General features: G+C 66.7%; 14 protein-coding genes. 2 read left to right on the top strand and 12 right to left on the bottom strand.

Annotated elements, in window-relative coordinates; all coding sequences use genetic code 11:
- Position 1 precedes the first annotated feature (1 nt).
- The 11 genes from VGM20_13695 to VGM20_13745 form a co-directional block, all read right to left on the bottom strand.
- Positions 2–772 carry a sigma-70 family RNA polymerase sigma factor gene (locus tag VGM20_13695; GenBank protein ID HEY4101921.1) on the bottom strand — a complete coding sequence of 257 codons (771 nt, stop codon included), beginning with the start codon at positions 770–772 and terminating at the stop codon, positions 2–4.
- Positions 773–1,030: 258 nt separating this feature from the next.
- The gene (locus tag VGM20_13700) at positions 1,031–4,960 is read right to left on the bottom strand and encodes a DUF4175 family protein (GenBank protein HEY4101922.1); all 3,930 of its coding nucleotides are present in this window, start codon (positions 4,958–4,960) and stop codon (positions 1,031–1,033) included.
- Positions 4,957–7,035 carry a BatA domain-containing protein gene (locus VGM20_13705; protein HEY4101923.1) on the bottom strand — a complete coding sequence of 693 codons (2,079 nt, stop codon included), beginning with the start codon at positions 7,033–7,035 and terminating at the stop codon, positions 4,957–4,959. Before VGM20_13705 ends, VGM20_13700 begins: the two co-directional genes overlap by 4 nt.
- Positions 7,035–7,937: a DUF58 domain-containing protein gene (locus VGM20_13710; GenBank protein HEY4101924.1), complete on the bottom strand. Its 903-nt coding sequence runs from the start codon at positions 7,935–7,937 to the stop codon at positions 7,035–7,037. Before VGM20_13710 ends, VGM20_13705 begins: the two co-directional genes overlap by 1 nt.
- A gap of 7 nt (positions 7,938–7,944) precedes the next feature.
- Positions 7,945–8,982: a MoxR family ATPase gene (locus VGM20_13715; protein HEY4101925.1), complete on the bottom strand. Its 1,038-nt coding sequence runs from the start codon at positions 8,980–8,982 to the stop codon at positions 7,945–7,947.
- Positions 8,983–8,992: 10 nt separating this feature from the next.
- Entirely contained in the window at positions 8,993–11,386 is a 2,394-nt protein-coding gene (locus VGM20_13720) for a tetratricopeptide repeat protein (GenBank protein HEY4101926.1), read from the bottom strand.
- Positions 11,383–12,318: a hypothetical protein gene (locus VGM20_13725; protein ID HEY4101927.1), complete on the bottom strand. Its 936-nt coding sequence runs from the start codon at positions 12,316–12,318 to the stop codon at positions 11,383–11,385. Before VGM20_13725 ends, VGM20_13720 begins: the two co-directional genes overlap by 4 nt.
- Positions 12,315–14,606 (bottom strand): hypothetical protein, encoded by a 2,292-nt coding sequence (locus tag VGM20_13730; GenBank protein ID HEY4101928.1) that lies wholly within the window; start codon positions 14,604–14,606, stop codon positions 12,315–12,317. The genes VGM20_13725 and VGM20_13730 overlap by 4 nt, the downstream gene beginning before the upstream one ends.
- Before the next feature lie 158 nt (positions 14,607–14,764).
- Positions 14,765–17,347, bottom strand: coding sequence for an ABC transporter permease (locus tag VGM20_13735; GenBank protein HEY4101929.1), 2,583 nt, complete (start codon positions 17,345–17,347; stop codon positions 14,765–14,767).
- Positions 17,347–17,703, bottom strand: a complete 357-nt coding sequence (locus tag VGM20_13740; protein ID HEY4101930.1) for a PadR family transcriptional regulator — start codon at positions 17,701–17,703, stop codon at positions 17,347–17,349. Before VGM20_13740 ends, VGM20_13735 begins: the two co-directional genes overlap by 1 nt.
- A 66-nt stretch (positions 17,704–17,769) precedes the next feature.
- Positions 17,770–19,266 carry a hypothetical protein gene (locus VGM20_13745; GenBank protein ID HEY4101931.1) on the bottom strand — a complete coding sequence of 499 codons (1,497 nt, stop codon included), beginning with the start codon at positions 19,264–19,266 and terminating at the stop codon, positions 17,770–17,772.
- A gap of 186 nt (positions 19,267–19,452) precedes the next feature.
- On the opposite strand from VGM20_13745, the gene VGM20_13750 reads away from it, so the two are divergent.
- A complete protein-coding gene (locus VGM20_13750) occupies positions 19,453–22,371 on the top strand; it encodes a DNA/RNA non-specific endonuclease (protein ID HEY4101932.1) in 2,919 nt (972 codons plus the stop codon).
- A 46-nt stretch (positions 22,372–22,417) separates the two neighbouring features.
- Entirely contained in the window at positions 22,418–22,972 is a 555-nt protein-coding gene (locus VGM20_13755; protein HEY4101933.1) for a hypothetical protein, read from the top strand.
- On the opposite strand, the gene VGM20_13760 is transcribed toward VGM20_13755, so the two are convergent.
- Entirely contained in the window at positions 22,962–23,642 is a 681-nt protein-coding gene (locus VGM20_13760; GenBank protein ID HEY4101934.1) for a hypothetical protein, read from the bottom strand. The two genes, VGM20_13755 and VGM20_13760, sit on opposite strands and share 11 nt — an antisense overlap.
- Between the last annotated feature and the right edge of the window lie 310 nt (positions 23,643–23,952).

The following is a 23,952-nucleotide window of genomic DNA, read 5'->3' on the forward strand; positions in this document are numbered from 1 at the left end:
ACTACTCGTTGGCATACTCCAGCATCGGGATCCGCTTGAGCCGGGCCAGCGCCTGCGCCCGAAGCTGGCAGACTCGCGATTCGGTCACACCGAGCTCGGCAGCGATCTCCCGCAGGGGCCGCTCCTCGAAGTACGACCGTGACACGACCAGCCGCTCGCGGGCAGGGAGCCCGTCCACCGCCGCCATGATCGCTCCGCGCCGCTCGGCATGCTCAAGGGCGCCGAAGACCGCTCCCTCGCCGTCGTCGCCGACCTGGTCCGCGAGATTCCGGCCATTCGGCTCCGGCTCCAGTGACACCGGCCCGGCGTGCGCGGTCCGTTCGCGCCACCGGTGCAGCGTCGTGTTGTCGACTCCGAGGTGCTGGGCGACCTCGCTCGCGGTCGGTGCCCGGCCGGTCCGCTGCTCCAGCTGCGCGACGGCAGAATCGAGGCGGCGCACGTGGGCACGATCGGCGCGCGAGAGGGGGTCTCTGGCCCGCAGCTCGTCGAGGATCGCGCCCCTGATTCGCCGCATCGCGAAGGTCGAGAACGCGAGTCCCCGATCGATATCGAACCCTTCCATTGCCTGCAGCAGGCCGAGCGATCCCGCGGAAACCAGTTCCTCCAGCGACACCGCGTCGCGCACTCGAGGAGCCACTTCGCGGGCGGCGTGGTGGACGAGGCCCAGGTAGCGGCCGAGCAGCTCGCGCCGGGCATCGGGATCGCCCTGGTCACGCCAGCTGCGCCATAGCGCATCGGTGGAGGTCTGGGTCGGTTGATGGACGGGTGACATTGGTGGCGCGGTGCATCGCAAGGTTCAGTCCACCGATCGGTGTGCAAGAAACCCGTGCGGCGGGCCGGCGGTGAAATTTCGACGCATCGCCCCGGTGCAAAGACCCACGAACAGCGGAAACGCAAGCGCCGCCACGAGATGTCTCGGGCGGCGCGGTGCCGCAGCGGTGCATCACCGCCGCGGTAAATACCGTGTGGATCGCGGGCCACGAGATGAACTGCGAAGTGGGTGCGTCATCGCCCCCACATGCGCCCTACTTCAGTTTGGGCCCTTTCGCGCCAGCGACCTGTAGTATTCCTCGACCATCGCCCGGTACTCCGGCGGCACCTGCGCCATCGATCCGAGCGCCGGGGTATTCCCCGCATCGCCGTTGAACTTCCGCCAGACGTTGAACTCAAAGTCTTTCAGTCCGGCGATGATCGACGCCTGCAGCTCGTCGGCGCGCCCCGGATTGGTTTGCTCCTGCAGCCGGTGCAGTTGCCCGATGGCGCGGTCGAGCGGTGCGACATCCACGCCCTGCTGGCTGAGCTGCTTCCGGAGCGCTTCGGCATCCTGCGCACGCACGGCGACCTCGCCGCGGAACTGGCGAATGTCGCCGAAACTACCTGTCGCTCCGCGACCGCGTGCGAGGTTGTTCGGTGCGCCGTTGCCACCGCCAGATCCACTGTTCTGGCCTGACGCCTGGCCAGCTTGTTGCCCGCCCTGGCCACCTTGTTGACCGCCCTGTTGTGAACCCTGCTGACCACCCGGTTGCGAACCCTGTTGACCCTGTTGACCCTGTTGACCGCCCTGCTGTGAACCTTGCTCACCACCCGGTTGGGAACCGCGCTGGCCACCGGGCTGAGCACCTTGCTGACCGCCCTGCGATCCACGCTGGCCGCCCTGTTGTGCGCGTTGCTGACCGGGTTGGCCACCCTGCTGGCCACGTTGCTGCTCGCCGCGGTTTCCCGATTGGCCGTCGCGCGATCCCTGCTGTTGATCGCCCTGTTCACCCGGCAGCTGGTCGCCCTGCGCTCCGGTGGTTCGATTGCGGAGCGACTCGAGCCCGCTGACGAGGTCGTGGGCCCGGTCCAGTGCCATCGACTGAAGCTGATCGCGCGGCGTCGACACACTGCCGCTCGCGGCTGCGAGCCGATGTGCCACACTGTCGAGCGTCTCCCCGATTTCGCGCTCCACTTCGCGCGAGCGATCGGCGGCGTTGTCACGCATCACACCCTTCGAGTAGCCGATCAAATCCGAGAGCTGGCGATTGGTGATCTCGTCGGCGGCCGACTGCGCCGCCGCCGCGGCCTTCGGTTGATCGCGGCGACTCTGCAGCGCCTGCTTGCGAGCATCCAGGCCGAGCTGTGAGACGGCGTTGGCAAGCGCGTCCTTCCGCTGGTCAAGCGCATTCATCTGCTGATCCCGCTGGGGCGACGGCGCCGAGGGGAGTCCAGCGACCGACGACGCGATCTGCTGCTGCTCAGCGCCGAGCGCGTTCGCTCGGCGTGCAAGATCCTGGATCCCCTGTCCTTCGGCTGATGTCTGCGCCCCCGAGAGGTTCCGGGCGGCGTCGCGCAGCCGATCGAGTGCAGCCGCCCCTTGCGGCGTCGAACCGCTGGCGGCCTGCCGCATGGCATCGGCCGCCTCCTGCATCCGTCGCGCGGCGTCGGCGAGTTCGGGCGAATTCTGGTCGCGCGAAAGCTTCTCCAACTGCCGCGCTTGTTCTTCGACCTGACGCGCGAGTTCGCGCTGCGACGATCCCATCGCGCCGCCGCTCGCTGCCGTCGGCGGGCGAATCAACTGCTGCCCCTGCTGACCGCTCGAACCACCCTGTGCTCCCGGTTGCTGCCCACCGCTCTGCCCCTGCTGACCGCCGCCGCTGCCACCACCGCGACCTTGCGCCCCCTGCGCACCTTGTTGCCCACCTTGCTGGCCGCCCGATTGGCCCTGCTGCCCGCCGCGTTGAGCGCCACCCTGCTGCCCACGGCCGGAGTTGCCATTCTGTGCGCCGGCACGCCGGCTCAGTTCGTCGGCCGCGCGCTGTTGCCGCTCGTTCTCCTGTTCCTGGCGGGCGGCGAGTTCCTGCAACTTCTGCTGCACCGAATCGATCGCCTGCTGCGCGTCGGTTGATGGCTGCGTGCGGGGCGTTTCGTACTGATTCTTGAGCTTGTCGGTCTGCAGCTCGAACAGATCGGCGAGATCCTTCGGATCCTGGCTGCCACCCCCACCGCCGCCACCGCCCCCTCCACTCCCGCGCTGAATGGTGATGGTGCGGTACGCGTCATCGGCGGCCTGCAGATGCTGCAGCGCCTTCTCCTGCGCCGGGATCGCGTCGCCCATTGCATGGCGGCCGAGGCCGTCCTCGGCGGGTTTCATCGCAGTGGCGGCGCTGTCGAGTTCGGCTTGCACCAGCACGAACAGCGTGTCCTCGCCTCGCACACCACGCTCGCTGATCTGCGCCGCCTGCGTGGCGACGTCCGTCATCAGCTTCCCCTGCGCAATCGCCAGCGTCGTCGCGTTGGCGCGGCGGTCGCGATCGCCGGTCCTGGCGCTGTCCCGCTGCCAGTTGAACGTTCCCGAGATGATCTGCCGTTGCCGCACGGTGAACTGACCGGGATTCGCCCCACCCCGTCCGCCACCGCCTCCGCCACCAGCGTTGGCGTCGGCGCTCTGATAGTCGAGACCGTAGGGACGGACCTCCATGAAGTAGATGTCGCTCGACGCCGCATTGCCGGCGCCGTCGCGGGCGGTCGCATGGTACGCCACGAGATCGCCGACGTGGAGCGACAGATCCTCGAGCATCACGGTGTGAACCGCGTTGAAGTCGATGCTGCCGTGATGGGTGCTGTCGCTCAGCGGCACGACGTGATCGGCGCCACCGTTCACGGCATAGTGCAGTTCGACGCCCTTCACCCCGTAATCATCAGACGCCCGGATCGATATCGGTACCTCGTCGACCGACATCACCCGCGTATCGTGGCCCGGCTTGTCGATGCGCACCGTCGGAGGATGATCGACCAGCGCTTCAACCGAATGCTGCACCGTACCGGGAACCAGTGTCCCGTTGGCGGCGACCAGGTCGACGCGGTAGAACCCGTCGTGCGCAATGCGGAAGGAGCCTGCGAGCCCGCCGTCGGCGCCGCGAATCAACGGGACCGTACTGCCATCATCGAAATGCAGCGACCCACCGGTCACCGGCAGCGTCGGCGTGATCCGGACGAGTGCGGAGGTCCCGGTCACCGCCACGACGTCGCCGCCATCGCTGATCTTCTGCACCGGCAGCCCGGTGTACGCGGGATAGTGCAGCTCGACGTCAAGCTCCTTCACCGTCGGAAGGTCGGTCACCGTGATGTGATACTGCGGCGAACGGAGGCTCCCCGCGTCGACGTAGTAGATCGTGTTCCGGTTGATGTCGAAGAGGCGAGCAACGAACCCGATGCTCGTCGAGTCGCGGACCATCGCAATCCGCGTCCATTGATCGGAACTGTCGGTCCGGACTACCAGCTCAGCCTGTACGTCGGGGAGCGATCGCACCGCGGCGCGAACATCGAGGGCGGCGCCGCGCGGAATAGAGATGTTTCCCGGCGCGACCGAGAGTGCCGGAATCGCAGCCGCCGCAGCACGCGACCACGGCACGAAGAGGATCTTCGCGATCTCCCGAACGGTGGTCGGCCCTGCCACAACGAGCAGCGCACCGGCGGCGGCGAGTGCCGCGAATCTCGCAACGGCACGGCGCGCGCGCGGCCGTTCGATCGCGGCACCGCGCTCGAGCTGATCGACTGCCGCGATGGCGCGGTCAATCACCCGTGCGGCAAGCGCCGGCGACTTGCCCGCTTCGCTTCCCTCGTGCAGCTGGTACACCGCACTCAGGAAGAGTTGGCGAAGGTCGGGCGCCTGCTCTTCGATGTAGAGCGCGACCTGCTCGTCCGTCGGACGGCGGAACGCGGGAACGATCATCCACCGAACCACTGCAATGGCGAGCAGGAGGTATCCGACGACGCGTGTCGCGACGATGATCGTCGCCGCGGATGACAACGCCGCGCGAAAGCCGAGACCGATGAGAAGTGCCACGATCGCAGCGGCAACGACGACCGGAATCCCTTCGATCACGCGCCGGCGTCGCCAATGGCGCCTGATTTCGGCGACCGCGCTCCGCAGTTCGACGTCCCGCGGGCTCGCGCCCGGAGCTTGATCGAGATCGGTCATCGTCCGCTCCCCTCCGATGTTGGCCCAACCACCGTCGCGGCGGTCCCGCGCCAGCCCGTGCTCGCCACCACCATCTCACCCAGCAAGGCGATCGCCGCCAATATCAGTAATAGACGCCAGATCCGCTGCTGGCGTTCTGCCTCGACCAGCGACGCCGCGCTGCGCTCAGTCGCCTTGATCGAATCCTGACCGACACCGACCATCAACTCGCCCGCGGGCATGGCACCGAGATCGGACTCGCGCGGCGCCGGGTTGACGGCGATCACCTTGATCGGATCACCCGACGGATTGCCGTCGTAGACGGTGTAGAACCCGGCTTCGGTCAGTGTCGTGGCATCGGCCCGCTGGCGACCTTCCGGCCGAACGATCTCCTGCGAGGGAGTCCGGATGACGGGATTTCTCGCGGCAGTCGGCAGCAGCCATGCATCACCCACCGTTCGGGCGAGCGGTGCCGCGGCGTTCCCGGCGGCATACAGTACCATCCCGCGGAGGAACGGAAGGTAGGTCGGCTGGAGGGGGAAATCGCTCGACGTTGCATCGAGGGGCATGGCGGTGACGAGGACACGCCCGGCACCTTCCTGCCGCTCGACCAACGCCGGGAGACCGTCGTCGAACCGCGCGACAACCTGGGCATCGCCCGTAGGAATGAGGCGCGGATATCGAAAGAATCGCGCCGTCCCAAGCGGCGCCGAACCGCCGGCGCGAAACGGCGCGAAGATCGGATGATCGAGTGCCGCGGTGCCGAGCAGGCCGCCACGATCCGCAGTACGGTCGACGAGACCGCGTTCGGTCGCCGGCAGGATCCCCGCGGAGCCGCCGTGTGCCGCCAGACGAGGGCCGGCGGCGACGATCAGGCCACCGCCATCGTGGACCCAGGCGGCAATCGCCGACCCGGCATTCCCCCCGGGCGTGGGCACATCGTAGAGAAAGACCGCCAATGCATCGCGCATCGCGCTGCCGTCGATCGCCTGCGCTGCGCGGCGCTCGATCTTGATCGAGGGATCGTTCCCCGCTTCGAGAGCACGCGTGAGATACAGCATCTCGTCCGCCGGAAGATCCGGCGGCGTGGCGACAATCACCCGGCGGGTGACCTGCGCCGGCACGACGGCCGAGAACGCATCGTCGGCGGTGAGTGAATCGTGATCGATGCTCACGATCAACCGCGCCTCGCCAATCGGCAGCGGCACCGGATCGAAGGTGACGCCGATCGTTCCGTCACGCGGAAGTGTCGCCGGACGAGTCGCCGCCACGCGGCCATTGAGCGTCAGCGTGAGATGTACCGGCCGTGGCATCGGAAGCTCGTGCGCGGCAACCTGCGTCGACACCACGAGCCGGCTGCGCGCGCTGTCGGTGCCGGCAAGGCGCTGCACCGTAATGCCCGTCACGGCGCTGTTGCTGTGAGGTTTCGGAGACGCATTGACCGCGCGCACGGTGACCGCCGGAGGCAGCGTAAGGCCGGTCATGCCGGTCGCACCTGCGCGTTGCAGGTCGGTCACGACATCGATCTCTCCGCCGGTGGCATCGGCTTCCTTGACCAGCACCTCGCGCGCCGCGCGAATCCCCGCACCAAAGCGTGTCCCGCCTGCAGTCGGATGCAGCCGTGACACCGCGGCGAGTGCCGCCGCATGATCGAGCGTCAACGGCTGCTCGACACTCGCCTCATCATCGAACGCAACCACGGCGACCCGGTCGCCGGGACTCAATGCGTTGATCAGCGCCCGCGCCGAGTCCTCGGCCGCGCGCCAAACCGCCAGATGACTCATGCTCATCGAGCGGTCGATCAGTACCACGATCCGGCGCGTGCCGCGCGCCGGCTTCGCATCGGGCCGGGGGCGAAACACCGGCCGCGCAAACGCGAGCACGGCCAGCGCCACGATGGCACACCGCAGCAGCAGCAAGGGAATGTCGGTGATCCGCCGGCGGCGCGCGGTGCTGATCGTCACCCGCTGCAGGAACATCAGCGACGGGAACCGCATCGGCTTCTCCCGCTCGCGCCGCCTGAGGTGCAGGATCAGCGGCACCGCGACCGCCGCCAGCCCGGCGAGCGCCAGCGGAACGAGAAAGAGGAGCGGCATCAGCGCGCCTTGCTCCCCATCAGTCGAAGATCGAGAAAGGTCCGCAGCGACGCATCGAGGGGCCGATCGGTTTCGCTTACTGCGTAGTCGATGTTCTCGCGCCCGAACTCACGCAGCAGCGTGCGCCGATGTTCCTCGAAGATTTCCTGATACTCCTTCCGGAGATCGTCGGGGCGGAGCGGCATCCGCACCCCCGACTCGGCGTCCTCGAAGTTGCCCGGCGCCGTCCATGGCAGGTCGCGCTCGCCGGGATCGATGACGTGAAAGACGATGACGTCGTTGCCGCGCGCGCGCATCCCCGATAATGAGCGCCGGAGCACCGAGGGATCTTCGTAACAGTCCGACACCAGGACCACGATCCCCGATCGCCCGCGCAGCTGCGCCACGCGTTCCATCATCGCCGGGATCTGCCCTTCGCCCTTCGCCTTGACGCGACCGAGCGTGTGCAGCAGAAGGTTGAGGTGTCGCGTTGAGGGCGGCACGATGTCGAGAATGTCGCCGGCGAGGGTCACGAGGCCGACGCGATCGCCCTGTCGCTGCGCCAGCCACGCCAGCGATGCAGTGAGAAACCGGGCGTAGTCGAATTTGGTGTACGACGCCGTGCCGTAATCCATCGAGGCCGACGCATCGAGCGCGAACACGACGTCCGCATTGGTGTCGGCTTCGTACGTCTTGAGGTAGAAGCGGTCGGTCCGGCCGTACACGCGCCAGTCAATCCTGCGCAGATCATCACCCGGCTGGTACGGCCGGTGCTCGGCGAAGTCGAGCGAGAGCCCCGCGCGCGAGGAGCGGTGCAGCCCGTGCAGGAAACCGTCGACGACACTTCGCGCCAGCAGCGAGAGGTCACCGATCTGCCCGAGGATCCGCGGATCGATGAACGATTCCGGCGCCGTGTTGCTCACGAGCGGCTCAGAGCCCCGACTTCGGCAGCGGTACCGCCTCGACCAGCCGGTCCACCAGTTGATCGCTGGTGACGCGCTCCGACTGCGCCTGGAAGTTGCGCAGGAGCCGGTGACGAAGGACCGGTCGCGCCAGCGCACGCACATCGTCGAATGTCACATGGACCCGCCCCTGCAGCAGCGCCCGCGCCTTCGCGCCGAGGATCAGTGCCTGCGCGGCGCGGACACTTGCACCATACGACAGCCATTGCCGGATGAAGTCCGGCGACCCGTCGCCCGGGCGCGTCGCACGCACCAGCTTCACGGCGTACCGCACCACCGCATCAGCCACAGGCACGCGGCGCACGACCTGCTGGTATGCCAGGATCTCCTCGCGCGAGATCACCGGCACGATGGCGTCGGGCGGCACTGTCGTCGTCGACCGCACCACGGCGACCTCATCCTCCTCCGGCGAATACTCCATCACGACCTCGAACATGAAGCGATCGAGCTGCGCCTCCGGAAGCGGATATGTCCCCTCGAGTTCGATCGGATTCTGCGTCGCAAAGACGAAGAACGGCGGCTCGAGCTGGTACGTCTTCCCCTGCACCGTGACGCGCTTCTCCTGCATCGCTTCGAGGAGCGCCGCCTGCGTCTTGGGCGGCGTCCGGTTGATCTCGTCGGCAAGGACGACGTTCGCGAAGATCGGCCCGGCAAGGAACGACAGCTTGCGGTGGCCGGTCACCGGATCATCCTGGATCATGTCCGTTCCCGTGACGTCGGACGGCATCAGGTCCGGCGTGAACTGGATCCGCGAGAAGGAAAGATCGAGCGCCCGCGACAGCGAGTGGATCAGCAGCGTCTTTGCGAGACCGGGGACGCCGACGACGAGACAGTTTCCGCCGGCGAAGAGTGCGATCAACGCCTGCTCCACCACCGCCTGCTGCCCGATAATCACCTTGCTCAGTTCGGTCGCGATCCGGCCCCCTCCGGCATGCAGCCGTTCGGCGAGCGCCGCGTCGTCGAGCCGGTCGGTCTGGGAGGGAGGAGAGGTCAACGTCACGGCCATTCCCTTTCGGTCAGATGTGGCTGCCCTGGATTTCCAGGAGCAGCGATTGCGCCTTCTCGAACGCCGGCGCCTGTTCCAGCACCTGCAGGATCTCGTGGCGCGCGCCGTCCTTGTCGCCCGCGCGGAGAAGGGCGCGGGCGAGTTGATACTGCGCATCGAGCTTGTCCGACGGCCCCATCGCGATGATCGCGCGCCGCTCGACGACCGCGGCGGCATACCGACCGAGCTTCTCGCTCAGGTCGGCGATCTGCTGGTGCAGTTTCTCGTCGTACGGCGAGATCCACTGCTGTCGGCTCAGCGCGTCCAGCGCGCCGGCAGTGTCGTGCGCCTGCAATCGCAGCGTCGCCTCGACCTCGTTCGCATCGGGGGCGGTCTCGTTGTTCATCGTCACCGCATGCACTTCGGTGATCGCCCGCTGGAGGTCGCCCGCGTCGCGGTCGGAGTGACCGAGATACCACGCGGGGCTCTCTGTCCCGTTCTCTTCAGGGAAGAGCTTGAGCGCGGCAACGAATACCGTCCGCGCGGAGTCCTTTGCTCCCGCGTCGAGGAGCGCCCGTGCGTCCTTGACGAGCGAGATGTACTTGCCCGTTGGCGGCGCCATGCCGTTGGACGAGTCAATCGATGCGAACGCGCCGGCATATCGGGCGCGCACCCACTGGTCGAAGTGCTCGTCGAACTGGGCGGGCGTCATCCCCAGCGCCTGCTGCAACACCGCCGGTGTGCCGAGCCCGTCGCCCCATCCCTTGAGCATGGCGCGGATCGCGGCAATCCCGTGTTCGCTCTCGATCATCTCGCACACCAGTGACGCCTCGAAGTAGCTCAGGCCGATCTCCGCGGGAAAGGTCGGCCGCACCAGCCCCTCGTTGATCGCTGTCGCCGTGGGCAGCGCCCTTCCCTTGTACGCCGCGATGAAGTCCGGCGAGACGCGCGCCCCCCACCCGCGACCGGTGCGCCGCTCTTCGAGCACCGACAATCCTTCCGAAAACCACCTCGGCATCCGGTTCCCCGACACGCCGAGGGTGAAGGTATGCGCCAGCTCGTGCAGCGACGTCGATCCGTAGTTCAACTCGCCTGCGTCCTGTGATCGCGGCGAATCGAGCACCAGCACGGTTCCGAAGCTCGCACCCAGCGCTCCCACCCCCGGGAGACCGATGGTGCGCACGGAAAAGTCGGCGTGGCGATTGTAGAACTCGAGCCGGATCGGCGTCGGCGGCGTGTACTCGTAGCGTGCCGCGAAGATGTTGTACGCCGAATCAAGCAGCGGTGCGAGATAGAGCGCGAGGTAGTCGGCTTCATCCGCCGGTGCCACAAATTCGAACCGTCCGGTGGTGACCGTCTTGAACGATCGCAGATTGTCGAGGAGATCGAGGGTGTTCTTGTGCCAGAGATTGTAGGGGTCGATTGCAAACGACCGCTCGAGATTCGCGCGACCGTCGACCATCGCGCCGATCCGGAGCTGATTGTCCGCCAGCACGCCGAGGGCGCGCGCCGACATCGAGTCGATCCGCACCGCCTGCAGCGCCATCGCGATCGCTTCGCGGTAGCGGCGGACCTTCGCCACCGCATCCGCGACGTCGGTATAGAACGTGGCTCCATGCGGCTCCGCTCGTGCCGCGGCCGTCTGCGCCGCGTGCCAGCCGGTCGAATCGCCCCGTAGCCACGCAATCGTGCCGAGCACCGCCCACGCGTCGACCGCGGCGGAATCGAGCGCGATCGCGTGCGACGCAGCCGTGATCGCCGAATCGTACGCTTCGGCATCAAGATGCACCTGCGCCAGCAGCACGTAGGCGGGAGCGTGTGCCGGATCGGCAGCGAGCGCCTTCCGGGCCGCATCGGTTGCATTCGGATCGAAGTTGAATGCCGCATCGCGCGCCAGACCGAGCAGGGCGCGCGGCTCGCTCGGTGCGATCGTCAGGATGGCGCGATAGCTCTCTTCTGCGTCGGCGAAGTTGTACTTGTCGAGGAGCAGGTCGGCTGCGCGAATCTGCGATTCGATGTTGCTGCTGTCACGCGTGGTGGCGCGATCGAATGTCTGCAGCGCGTCATGGAATGCCTGTGGATCACGGCTGCCGAGCACGACGTACGCCCGTCCTGCCGCGATGATGTCGGGCGCCGACCAGGTGGTACCGCCCGCCGTGAATGCCACGGCAATGGCGGTTGCGCGGGCACTGGCGTCATTCCAATCGCCACGCCGCAGCGCCAGTTCCGCCATCGCCGCGTCATCGGTGAGATAGCCCGGTGCCTTCGTCGCGACCGCGCGCTGCGCCAGGGCCGTCGCCTGGTCGATCCTGCCGATCCCGATCAGCGAATCAACCGGATTGACACGATAGCGCAGTCGCTGCCCCGCGAGGGGGCCCGCGACCATCGCCGATAGCGCCGCCACCCCGAGCAGCAGGCGCGTCACGGCCTGGACCCACCCTGCAACTGCTTGATCGTCTGGGTCTTCTGCGCAATCTGCAGCAGGAGATCCTCCAGCTTCGTCGCATAGGCGGTCGAATCAGTCGTCGCCTTCTGGCGGCGGAGCGAGTCCACTCGCGCTTCGAGAATGCGGCGCTCGCCCACCAGTGCGACCACTCTCGGATCGGTGCTCGCAGCCTCGCCCCCAAACGCGATCCCCGCCGCGATCCCGCTGCTATCGACCAGCACCGCGTGCTCGGTGAGGAGATGCCGGGCATTGTCGTACGACTTCGCCACCTGATCGCGCGCCCAGCTGAACGCCTCCGCCACCGAGATCCGGCCGTCCTTGTCGGCGTCGGCATCGGCTGTCGTGAGCGCCTTGACAAAGAACCCCGCGAAGACCGACGCGTTGCGCTCCATCGCCGTCCGCGTCGCGGTGATGATCACCCGGTTGGGTCCGGCGAGGATCGGCGCGAAATCGCCGCTCCCGGTCGCTGTATTGACGAATACGATAGTTGCCTTCGACATCGGCATGAGCCAGGCCGCGTAATCGGTGGCAGTGGGATCGGGACCTGGAAGGTTGACGCTTGACTCGCCAAGTTCGCCACTCCCGTGACCGATCAGGACAATCAGCACCACATCCCCCGGTACCACACGGCGCGCCACCGTGGCGAACGCGGCGTGTACGTTCTCCTTCGTCGCCCGGCCGGTGACGCGCGGATCGCCGGTGGAATCGCCCGCGAGATAGACGAGGTTCGAATCGGCGACGTGCCACTGCGTTCGCGCCGCCTCGTCGATCGCATCCGCTTCGGCCGCGAACTCCCGACCGAACTGCGGTTCGCCGGCAAGACCGGTGATCAATACCACGCGCGTCGTCCCTCCCTGCGCCGCCAACGCGGCGGGAAGCAGGAGCCACGCGACCGCAATCCGACGGATCATGCCAGCCCCCGCCAACGGCGCCAGCTCCAGTCGGCGCCCAGGAGGAGGAGGATCATGATCAGCACCGCAGGCATGTCCCAGAGATCGCGCGACTCGTGCGCGGTGATGCCGCTGTCGGTGAGGACCACATCCTCGGGCAGCTGCGCAATCGCACTCAGCGGATAGTACTTGCCGCCAGTTTCGCTCGCGATCCGCTTGAGCAGCGGCGTCCGCAGTTCGGCGTGATCCATGTCGGCGCCACGCGAATCGGCGAGCATCGCGCCGGCGGGCGCGCGGACCGAATCATTCCCCCGCGCCGCGACCACATTGAACCGGTACATCCCCGGCTCGGTGGCGACGAACCTGCCGGCATAGGTCCCGTCCTGCAGCACGGTTCGATCGAGCGGCACCGTGAATTCCACGCCGGTTGGCGAGGTGACGCTGGCAGTCACCGCCGCGTCGTTGACATCCATATATATGGAGTCGACGACGCGCGCCCGGAGTTCGACAGGCTCGCCCGGCCCGACCTTGTCGGGGACCGCAGCCACCTCGACACGGTCCGCGACCTGGTCGAGATCCCATCGCACCAGCTGCCGCCAGAAATTGTCGTAGGTCGGGTCGTCAATCGGCGTGGCGGGATTCATCTTCCAGATCCAGCTGTCCTGGACGCCGAAGATCGTCGCGATCCCGCGCCCGTAGCGCTGCGTCACCAGAATCGGGCGCACCACTCCCTTGGCGCTCCTCCCGACCAGGAGCGTGTCCGCGCCGGGACGAAGATCGCCGAGCTGGTTGACCGCGGTGAGCGGCGGAAGCGAATCCCACCGCGCGACATTCTGCGCCGGCATGGGGCCGAGCTGGAGCGCCGGATGCACCAGGCCTGCGGCAGTCGGTGCGAGCTTGAGCGTTGCCATCGACGTGTCTGCGACCGGCCGTCCGCCGTGCTCCAGCGTCGCCGGGAGAATGTCGGCCACTGGTGTTCCCGCATAGCCGCCTTCCGCCAGAGCGCTGCGCCCGCCCAGCACGATCAGCGCCCCGCCGCGGCGATCAACAAAGTCGGCGATCATCCGCAGCTGGTCGCCGGTGAAGAACGACGCTTCGACGTCGCCGAGGATCAATGCGCGGTACCTGAAGAGTTCGTCGCGTCGCGTCGGAAAGCCGCCGATCAGCTCGAGCGAATCGCCGACGTTGATCCGCAGGAACTTCCCCTTGGCACTCCGGAGCAGGCCGACGAGCCGCACCGACGAATCGCCGTCGAACGCGCGACGCAGGAAGGCGAACTCCGGTCGCGGCTCCCCTTCGAGGTAGAGGACCCGTTCCACCGGCGGACGGACGCGTATCAGCGCCTGCGCTTCGTTGTTCTCCGTGATCAGTTCGCCCCGCAGCGTCGACACCCGCACCGTGATCGCGTGCGTACCGACGTCGAGCGGCGGCAACCGGAGCGGGACCTGCACCACATCGCGGCCGGACGGGAGCGTGAGCGGCATCGTGGCGACGATATGGCCGTCGGCTTCGGCGGTGATCATCACCGAGTCACCGTTGACGCCGCGCGTGCCGATCGTCGCACTGACCAGCACACCCGACCCCTTGAGCGTCGTCGCCGGCACGTTGAGCCGGTCGATCGACACATCCCGTCCGAACCGCTCCTGGCCGACCCCGACGGTGTAGACCGGAATGTGTCGTGCTCGAAGCCCCACCAGCGCAGTGGTGAGATCGCCCGCCCCGTTGTCCGCGCCATCGCTCACCACCACCACACCGGCGACCGGGACATCGGCCAGCTCGTCGCGCGTCGATTGCAGCGCGGCAGCGATATCGGTACGCGCCCCCGCGCCGCGCAACGCCGACGCATCGGTGAGCGTTCCCGCATCCGCACCGAACCGAAAGAAGCGGACGGCGAACTTGTCAGAAAGGTGTTTGACCAGTGTCGTTGAATCGGCGAAAGCCTCCTGCTCCGCACTCAGTCGTGTCTCCGCTCCCACGTCGGGGATGCGCATGCTCCGCGAATCGTCAAGCACGACCGCAAGCACGTTCCGCTCCGGAACTGCGCTCGTCAATGCCAGCGCCGGTCGCAACAGGCACCCGGTGATCACCAGGAAGCAGGCGAGCCGGAGCGCACCGAGAACGATGCGGTCGACGCCGCGGGTACCGCGAATGCCGCGCGCCGCCAGAAAGACGACGGCCGCGGCAAGCGCCGCGCCGATCCCCAGGACCAGCGCGGGAACCACAGGGGCAAGGACCAGTTCGCCGCGCTGGAACACGCGCGGCGGATACTTGAAGAGGAAGATGAATATCTGCTGGAAAATCGATGTCACGACGATTCCGGCATGGGGACTCGGCTCGTTGGACGGTCGCCGGATCGGGCCCGATCGCGGCAAGTTCCGGACAGCTGAATGGTAACCCTACGCGAGCGGCGGGCGGGACGTTGCTGCAACCGGCACCCGGGCCTGGGAAGCCCGGGTTTGCTGCGTGGCTATTCGCTTCGCATCACGCTCGACGGCGAGACGCGAATCGCGCGGACGGCGGGGATGGCGCTTCCGGCGACGACCATGCCGACACAGAGGACGACTGCGACGATGAAGGTCGGCGCATCGAACGGTTCGACGCCGGCCAGGATGCTCGACATGATCCGCCCCGCCGCATACCCGGCGAAGGCGCCGGGGATGATGCCCGCCAGTGCCAATCCTCCCCCTTGCGAGAGGATCATGGTGACGATCTGGCGCGGGCGGGCGCCAAGCGCCATGCGGACCGCCATTTCCTGCCGGCGCTGCGACACCGCGAAGGCGAGCAATCCGTGCAGGCCGATCCCGGCGAGGAGGAACGCGATCGCGGCGAACGCGATCAGCACACGCACCTGCACCTCTCGCGACGCCGTCTGGCTCGCCACGATCGCCGAGAGGGGCTCGACGTCGGTCACTGATTGCGACGGATCGACCTCGCGCACGATGCGCCGGACCATCGGCACCAGCGCGGCCGGCGGGAGCGTCGACCGGATCGCAAGATCCTTCGGCGCATAGAACATCATCGAGCTGTCCTGCATCTGCGCGTACGGCAGATAGACCTGCGGCTCGGCCACCCGTTCAGGGCCGCGCGTGCGCACCTCCCTCGCGATGCCGACGACGGTGCGGTCGGCGAAGGCGATGTTGAACCGCTGCCCGATCGGATCGCGCCCCGGCCAGAGTTCCTTGGCGAACGATTCACTCACCACCGCCGTGTTGGGTGCGGTGTGTCCATCGGCGTCGCTGAGTCTGCGTCCGCGCATCAGGCGGATCTGCATCGCATCGAAATAGCCCGGGGTGATATATCGCAATGAGGCGTGATGGGTGACTGTGTCGGGCGACGCGCTCGCCTTCCAGATTCCGCCTCCCATCTTCATCGGCAGGAACGACGTGTAACCTGCGGCCGTCACGCCGGGGATCGCCCGGGTCTCTTCCAGGACACGCTGATAGAAGGCGCTCCGCCGATCGACGCTCCAGTAGCGGAAATAGGGGAGCTCGGTTCGCAACGTGAGGACCTGCTCCTGACGAAATCCTGGATCGACTGCGCGGACCCGCAGCATGGCGCGAAACAGCAGTCCCGCCGAAACGAGCAGCACCACTGACGCCGCGACCTCGACGACCACGAGCGTCGCACGCAACCTCGACCGCCTGCCGCCGCCACTCCGGACATCATCGCGCAACCCCTCGAACGACGATCCACGACCGACGCGGACCGCCGGGATCACGCCAAAGCCGATCCCTGTGACCACGGAGAGCAACGCCGCAACGGCGAGAACGCGCAGGTCGACCGTCGGTAGCTGCGTCATCGGCAACCCGTCTGGAACGAGTTGGTTGAGTAGCGGAAGCGCAACGAAGGCGAGCCCGACTCCGAGCGCTCCTCCGGCGATCGCCAGCATCAGGCTTTCGGTCAGCAGCTGGCGAATCAGACGTTCGCGCCCCGCGCCGAGGGCGGCTCGCACCGCGATCTCACGGCGCCGCGCCAGCGCACGCACCAGGAGAAGCGACGCGAGATTGGCGCAGGTGATCAGCAGGACGCAGAGAGCCGCACCGCAGAGCGCTTCGAGCAGCGAACGATTCCGCGATGCTGTCGAGAAGGCATACGTGTCGCGCAACGACATGACATTCGCGCCGATCGATCCGTCAGCCTGCGGATAGAGCCGCGCCAGATCCCCCGCAACGCGGTCCATGTCACGCTGCGCCTGGCCGACCGTCCGCCCCGCCTTGAGCCGCGCCACGACGTAGAACCAGTTGTTGGTCCGATCGGTGTCGGTCGCTTCAGTCACATCCATCGGCGCCCAGAGCCGGACGGTGCGGTCGGGAAAGGCGAACGAACGCGGCATGACGCCGGCCACGGTCACCGGGCCGCCGTTGATGGTGATCGACCGCCCCACGACGTGCGGATCGGCACCGAAATCGCTCTGCCAGAGACCGTAGCTGAGCACTGCGACGCGTGCGCCCCGCAACACTTCCTCAGCCGACGGGAGTCGACCAAGGTACGGAGCGACGCCGAGGATATCGAGGAGCGGGCCGCGCACCGATGCGACCGAGATTTGATCCGGTGCCGCGCCGCCGAGCATCGGCCACGATTGCAGGTTGTAGGCACCGATCGCGTCGAACGACGTCGATTGCCGCTCCCAGTCCGCGACGTTCGCCGGCGATGGCTGCAGCATCGAGTATTCCGGCGGCCGCTCCCACACTGTGACGAGCCGATCGGCATTGGGAAAGGGCAACGGGCGCAGGAAGACGTAATCGGCGACCGAGAATGCCGCGGCATTGGCACCCACACCGAGCGCAATGACGACGACCGCCGTGACGGCGAACGCCGGCGCGTTGCGCAGCGAGCGAAATCCCTGCCGGAGATCCTGCTTCAGGAGGTCCCAGTGCACCGCTAGCGCGCTCGCGACCACATCAAGCATCGTGCCGATCCAGAACCACGCGACGCCGAAGACTCCGCTCGTCGCCGCGCGGCGCTCGGCTACCATCCCCAGGAGTTCGCCACCGTACTCGTGCCGGAACGAGACCGGGTACAGCCGCAGCAGCGCGCGGTAGAACCACATCAGGCGCGCTCGGTGGTCAATCCCTGCAACCGTGCCATCCTGACCAGGCTCAGCAGCCGGCGCGCCTCGGCCTTGGCGACTTTTGTCCCGAACGGCGTGATGGCGTAGTAGCGTCGCCGCTCGTCATCGAATTCGCGGGCAGGGCGCGTCGCCGTTTCGCGAATCACCCCCTGCTCCAGCATCCGCTGGATGGTGCGATAGAGCGTGCCCGGCGAGAGCTTGATCTCGCCGCCGGTCCGCTCGGCGACATCCTGGATGATGGCGTATCCGTGAAGTTCGCCGGGTGCGACCGACATCAGGATCTGGAAGGTGGCCGGGGACAATGGCAGGAGGCGGTCGACAGCGTCGTGGGTCATGGGCCGGAATATATCCATGATGGATATATCGTCAATGGGTATATCCGTCCGGAAGTGATGCGCGGCTCAGCCGCCCCGCGCGATCCGGTACAGCGTCCAGACGTGGGTCCGTTCCTCCCAGTGGGTCACGTCGAAATGGAGCATCCACGACGGGAGCGAGCGGTGCGCCAGCTCGAGGCGCATGCCGGGGGCTGTGGGCGGAACGATTCCGTTCACCGGAAGGAAGAGGTCACCGTCGCGCGGGTGAACGCGCGCGCTGTCGGCGAGCGTCAACGAGCTGTCGACCGGGACGATGGTGACGAGCGGCGCACGATAGACATCGAGGTGGAGGCGGGCGAAGGCGTACGGGCTGTCGCCCTGAACGTACAGCGTCGTCGGCCGGTGCCTCGCGTAGTCGTAGAGGTACCGCCACGTCGTGACGCCGTTGTCGGCGGCGCGCGTGCCGACAAAGAGGAGTGCCGCGAAATCGACGACTGCGAGGGCGCCGAGTCCAACCTTTAACATCCGGCTCGCCCTCACGGCACGCCCCAGATGCTGCCAGCCGACGACCGCGAGAAAGAGGAGCGGGAACGCCATCGGAAAGAGGAATCGCAGCTCCTTGTGGCTCACCGCAATGTGCCCCACGACGAACGCGACGAACGCCCACGTGATCAGATGGTCGCGCGCGCGATAGATCCCGACAGCGGCGAGAACGATGAGCGGGATCGCGATCACCGGGATCGCGTGGTTCATGACCTGCGGGAAGTACCACCACCAGGGTGCGACGCCGAAGCTGGCCGCTGCACCGTGAATGATGTTCGACGCGAAGTACCTCCATGGGGTGAAGACCAGATTGCCGTAGAACCACCAGTCCACCACAGTGCCCATGGCAATCGCCGCCACACCTCCCGCAACGAGAGCGCCGATCCTGGCCCACCCGAATCGGCCGCGGATCAGTACCCAGAGACCAACGCCGGCAAGCGCGAATCCCATCTGGAACCGGAAGACGAACGAGAGGCCCAGGGCGAATCCCGCTGTGATGTAGTCCCGCACGCGAGTCTCGGAGCGCTCGGACGAGTCGAGCGGCAGCAACGACAGGCCAAAGAGGAACGACAGCGCCGACCAGTTCTCCGACGAAAATCGGACGCTCAGGAAGGGCATGAACCAGAGGAGGAACGACGCACCCAGGAGTAATCGCGACCCCGACTCGCCGAGAACACCGGTCAGTCGCCGCGACATTCGCACGAAGACCCACACGGCGAGCCATGCGCTGAGGAGGCGCAGCAGGAGCGCCCAGATGAATGGATTTGAGATGCCGACAGCACGCGCTGCACGCATCACGACTAGCGCAATCGTCGGCTGGAGAGTGGGGCGGATCTGCTGGGGAAATTCCCAGGGAAGGTCGGCCGCCGGGGTCTGGCCAAGCTTGTAGTTGGCGAACTCGAGCAGCTGGAAATGCTCGTCAGGGTGGTAGAACCCTTCGCTGCAGTATGCCGTGATGGTGTAGATGACCAGCCCGAGAATGATCAGCGCCCGGTGTGACAGACGAGTTGGCTGGATCAGAGTGAGCTCCGGGGGCGGCACGTCCGGGAGATCGGGCGGGGCAGATCAATCTACCCCCGCCGTCGTGCAAATCGGTGATGATCGAACGTTACCTGCTCGAACCAATTCCGTGGCACTGCACAATTGTTTCGGAAATTGCCGCCGATAGCTTTGGCAGCGCGGTTCTCCGCACTCACGCCCTGTGCACCAATCATATCGAGGCTCTCAATGCGACTTCCCTTCCGCCGCACGGCGCTCGTCCTCGCCCTCGGCCTGATCGCAAGTGCATGCAGCGACACGCCACCCAGCGCACCGGGCATCACCCGGACGTCAGCGACGCCGGCACACCTGATTGCACCGCCGTCGATCGTGATCTCACAGATCTACGGCGGCGGCGGAAACTCGGGGGCCACGCTCACCAATGATTTCATCGAGATCTTCAATCCCGGTGCGGCGACGGTCACCATCGACGGGTGGAGTGTGCAGTACGCTTCCGCGGCAGGAACGTCGTGGCAGGTCACCAACATCGTCTCCGGGTCGATCCCGGCGGGCGGCTACTTCCTGGTGCAGGAGTCGAAGGGCGCCAACGGGACCCAGGCGCTTCCGACGCCCGACGTGAGCGGAACGATCGCGATGAGCGCGACGGCGGGTAAGGTCGCAGTCGTCTCGTCGACGACGGCACTCACCGGCGCATGTCCGACGACGGCGATTGATCTGGTCTCGTTCGGCACGACTGCGAGCAACTGCGGCGCCAACACCACGGCGACCTTGACCAACACCACTGCGGCGTTCCGCGGCAACAGCGGCTGCGCCTACACGCAGGATCTTTCCGTCGATTTCACCACCGGCGCCCCGGCACCGCGCAACAGTGCATCACCGGTAAATATCTGTCCCGACCAGGTTCCGGTTGGCCCACTCGATCATGTCAAGCTCACCGGACCGACGACCGTCGCTCCCGGCGCCACGATCCAGCTGGTGGCAACGCCGCAGGATGTCAACAATCAGACCGTGACCACCGCGACGGTGGCCTGGGGGACAAGCGATGGGACGATCGCCACGGTCAACCAAAGCGGTAACGTCACCGGCGTCGCAGCCAACGTGAATCCGGCGACAATCACTGCGACGGCAACCGACAACGGAATCACCAGGTTCGCGACGCTGGGAGTCACCGTGGCAACGCCGGGAATCGGCTTCATCGACGTCAGCAGTTCGTCGACATCGTTCCCGCCAGGTTTCCAGACCCAGCTCTTCGCCACCGCGCGCGTGTCGTCCGGCGGCACAGTGGTACCGGCGACCTTCACCTTCACCGCCGTCGATCCGACGCTCGCCACGATTGCCACCGTCGAAGGGACCGGCATCATCAGCGGCGTCGCAGCACCAGCTGACGGCACGACGCGCCCCGGCTTCATGATCACCGCGACGCCAACCGGCGGCGGCACGCCATTCTCGTTCACCACTCATTCGATCGCCATCGAGACGCCGCACCCGGCGCCGCTGTCGATCTACGCCACCAACGACGAATTCGGCGATCCGACTGCGGCATCGGCGAGCACACCCGACGACTTCCTCATCACCCGACCGCAATACACCATCTCGTACAACCAGTCGCGCGGCACGCCGAACTGGGTATCGTATGAACTCGATGCGCGGCAGATGGTGGCGGGGCAGGATCGCTGCAACTGCTTCACCGCCGATCCGCTCCTCCCGGTTGCGAAGCAGATCCTCACGTCGGACTATACCAACGGCGGCTTCGATCGCGGGCACATGACGCGCTCCGCCGACCGCACTGCCGGCAACACCGACAACGCGGCGACGTTCTATCTCACCAACGTCGTGCCACAGACCGCCGACCTGAACGAAGGAGTCTGGGCGCAGTTCGAGGACGCGATCGCCGATTCCGCCGAAGCGGGGCGCGCGGTCTATATCATCACCGGCCCGATCTTCTCGCCCGGCCACTCGCTCACCTTCCTCAAGGGCGAAGGGAAAGTCGCGATCCCCGACAGCACCTGGAAGGTGGTCCTGATCGGTCCCCGGCCGAACGGCGTGCCATTCACGCACGGCAGCATCCAGACCTGGGATAACGTCGCCGGGCTCACGATTCTGGCGGTCAACATGCCGAACATCGCCGGCGTTCGCAGCGACCCGTGGCAGAAGTACCTGACCACCGTCGACAGGATCGAAGCGTCAACCGGGCAGAACTATCTCTCGCTGCTCGGCCAACCGTTCCAGGACGCGCTCGAAGCCGGCGATCACGCACCGGTCGCGGCGTTCTCGGCCACCGGAACTCGCAACGAAGGTTCCTCGCTCACCTTCGACGCCTCCGCGAGCACCGATCCCGATCTTGGCCGCACCGACCTCGGACGGACCGAAGCGCTCACGTATCTGTGGGCCTTCGGCGACGGATCGACCGCGAGCGGGAAGGTTGTCAACAAGGCGTATGCCGACAACGGTTCGTACACCGCCACGCTCACGGTGAGCGACGCATTCGGGTGGCAAAAGAGCACCGCGCAGACGATCGTGATCGCGAACGTGACGCCGACGGTCACCCTCGCTGCGACGACGCCCCTCTCGATTCTCTCGGGCGATGCGGTGAGTGTCAGCGGTGGCTTCGCCGATCCCGGCGCCGACGCGCCGTGGCACGCGGTGCTCGACTGGGCCAATGGCACGACGATACCGTCGACACTCTCGGCAGCGGGCGCGGCGGTCGTAACCGGAACGTCGACCTTCGACGCCATCGGCAGTCACACCATCACTCTCTCGGTCACGGACAAGGACGGCGCCACCGGCTCGCAAGGCGTCACCGTGACGGTGGCACGCCGCCCCGTCACCGCCGATGCCACCCCGTCGTCATTCGACATCACTGATCCCGGCAATGGCGACATCAAGATCACGCTGCATTCCGACAGTCACGTCGACGTGTCGACGCTGAATCTTTCGTCGGTGATGATCGGGTCGGTTGGGCTGGGCGGGAAGAAGGTCAAGGTGCACTCCGAACCGCACGACGCCGGGACGATCGTGTTGCGGTTCGCGCGGAAGGATCTGGTCGATGCCGGCGTGGTGACGAGCAGCACCACCGAGCTGGTCGTCACTGGAACGTTGAGCAACGGGATCGAGATCGTCTCACACGTTCCATTCGGCGCGGAATGACGCACCGCGCGATTGCTGGTGGCCCCGCCGCCGCTAGCTTTCGCGCATGCGGAAAGCAGTTCTTGCAGCCCTGATCCCGTTCGCCTTCTCTCCCGCCGCGCGCGCGCAGCGCTCGGTGGGGGTGCAAGGAAGCACTCCACCCGCCGCGGCGTCGGCGTGCCGGGGAACGTTGACGGGAACCGTCCCGACGCCGTTCACCTGCACCGCCGCCTTCGCGCCGCGCCCCGGCATGCCGATTGGTGCTATCGTGTTCAATGGTACAGTGGAAGACACCAGGCGCCCGGTGATGATTTCGGTGAGCGTCCTCTTTGGCGAACAGCTCAAGGAGGGGAGTTACACCGAGGCATCGACCACGGCGGTGCGGTCGTTCTCGATCATGGCCGCTGAAGGAACGCGTCCCGCGTCGGCGTGGGTCGGGGCGTCGGGAACGGGTGATGTTCCTGCAGCCGGGAAGTTCGAGCTCAATATCTCCTCGCTCCTCCAGGAGACCTCACCGCAAGGACGCCCCGAGTACATCGCGCACGGGACGCTGGTCGCGACCCTCCCTGCGGCGCCGGCGAGCGCCAGTCACAATCGCGCGACGCTCAAGATCACTTTCTGAACGGCTTCGGGGCACCGTCGGTGTAGGGAGCGTGGGCGTCGCGGCCGGGCGGCGTGCCCGGGAGCTGGCCCGTCAGCGTGACGTTCCCATTCAATGCAACGAGCTTGATCTGCGGCCCACCGCCATTCAGGACCCGATGTTCGGTTCGCGACGCACTATCTCGCGGCGGCGTGAAGTAGTTCGCGCGCGACGGTACCCCGTCGATGTTCGCGACATCAAAGCCGCCGGTCTTCGACGTTGTGAGGGAAGCCCAGGCATCGAGGACCTGGCCCCGATGCGCTTCAGCATCAATGGTGGCCTTGGTGTCGGCCGGAAATGCGAGCTGGACATTCCCGTTGCGGGCGAGAACGTTCACTGGTGACCTGAGCACGAACGCCGGATCCGACTGTGACGTACCGAGCGAAATCCACACCTGACCGTCCCGGTTTTCAATGAGCGTCGGCCCGGTCGCCTGAAAGACTGACACCCGGCCTTTCTTCATCGTGATGGTCAGCCCACCGGCAAAACGCTGGACCGCGACGCTTCCGTCCGCAGCGTCGATCTGCAACTCGGCGAGATCCGCCGGAATCGCGACCACCAGGTCGGTGTGATGCTCATGCGCGATCGAATCCGGGATGTCGAGACGAAGTTCGAATGCTCCGGGACCGCGTTCAGCAGTTATCCAGGTCAATGGCGAAGCTGTTGATCCAAACTGCCACGTCCATGGCAGCGTCGAACTGAACCACTCGATTGAATCGTTCAGCGCGGCGATAACCCGGATTGAAGCCCCGGTCGTCGATACCCGGAGTGCCTGATTCGGAGCGGAGTGTCGAGGCACTCCGCTCACGCGGGCGTGAGCCATGTCGGCCAGGCACCTGATGTCCACGGAATCGCCAGTACAGCGCCGGACCGGACCGGCCAGCCCTTGCACCAATTGACCGTTTCCACGGTGCGCCATCAGCGCCATCGTCGACGCGCCGACAACCGCCACGAACGCATTC

This window comes from Gemmatimonadales bacterium, from assembly GCA_036500345.1.
GTDB lineage: Bacteria > Gemmatimonadota > Gemmatimonadetes > Gemmatimonadales > GWC2-71-9 > Palsa-1233.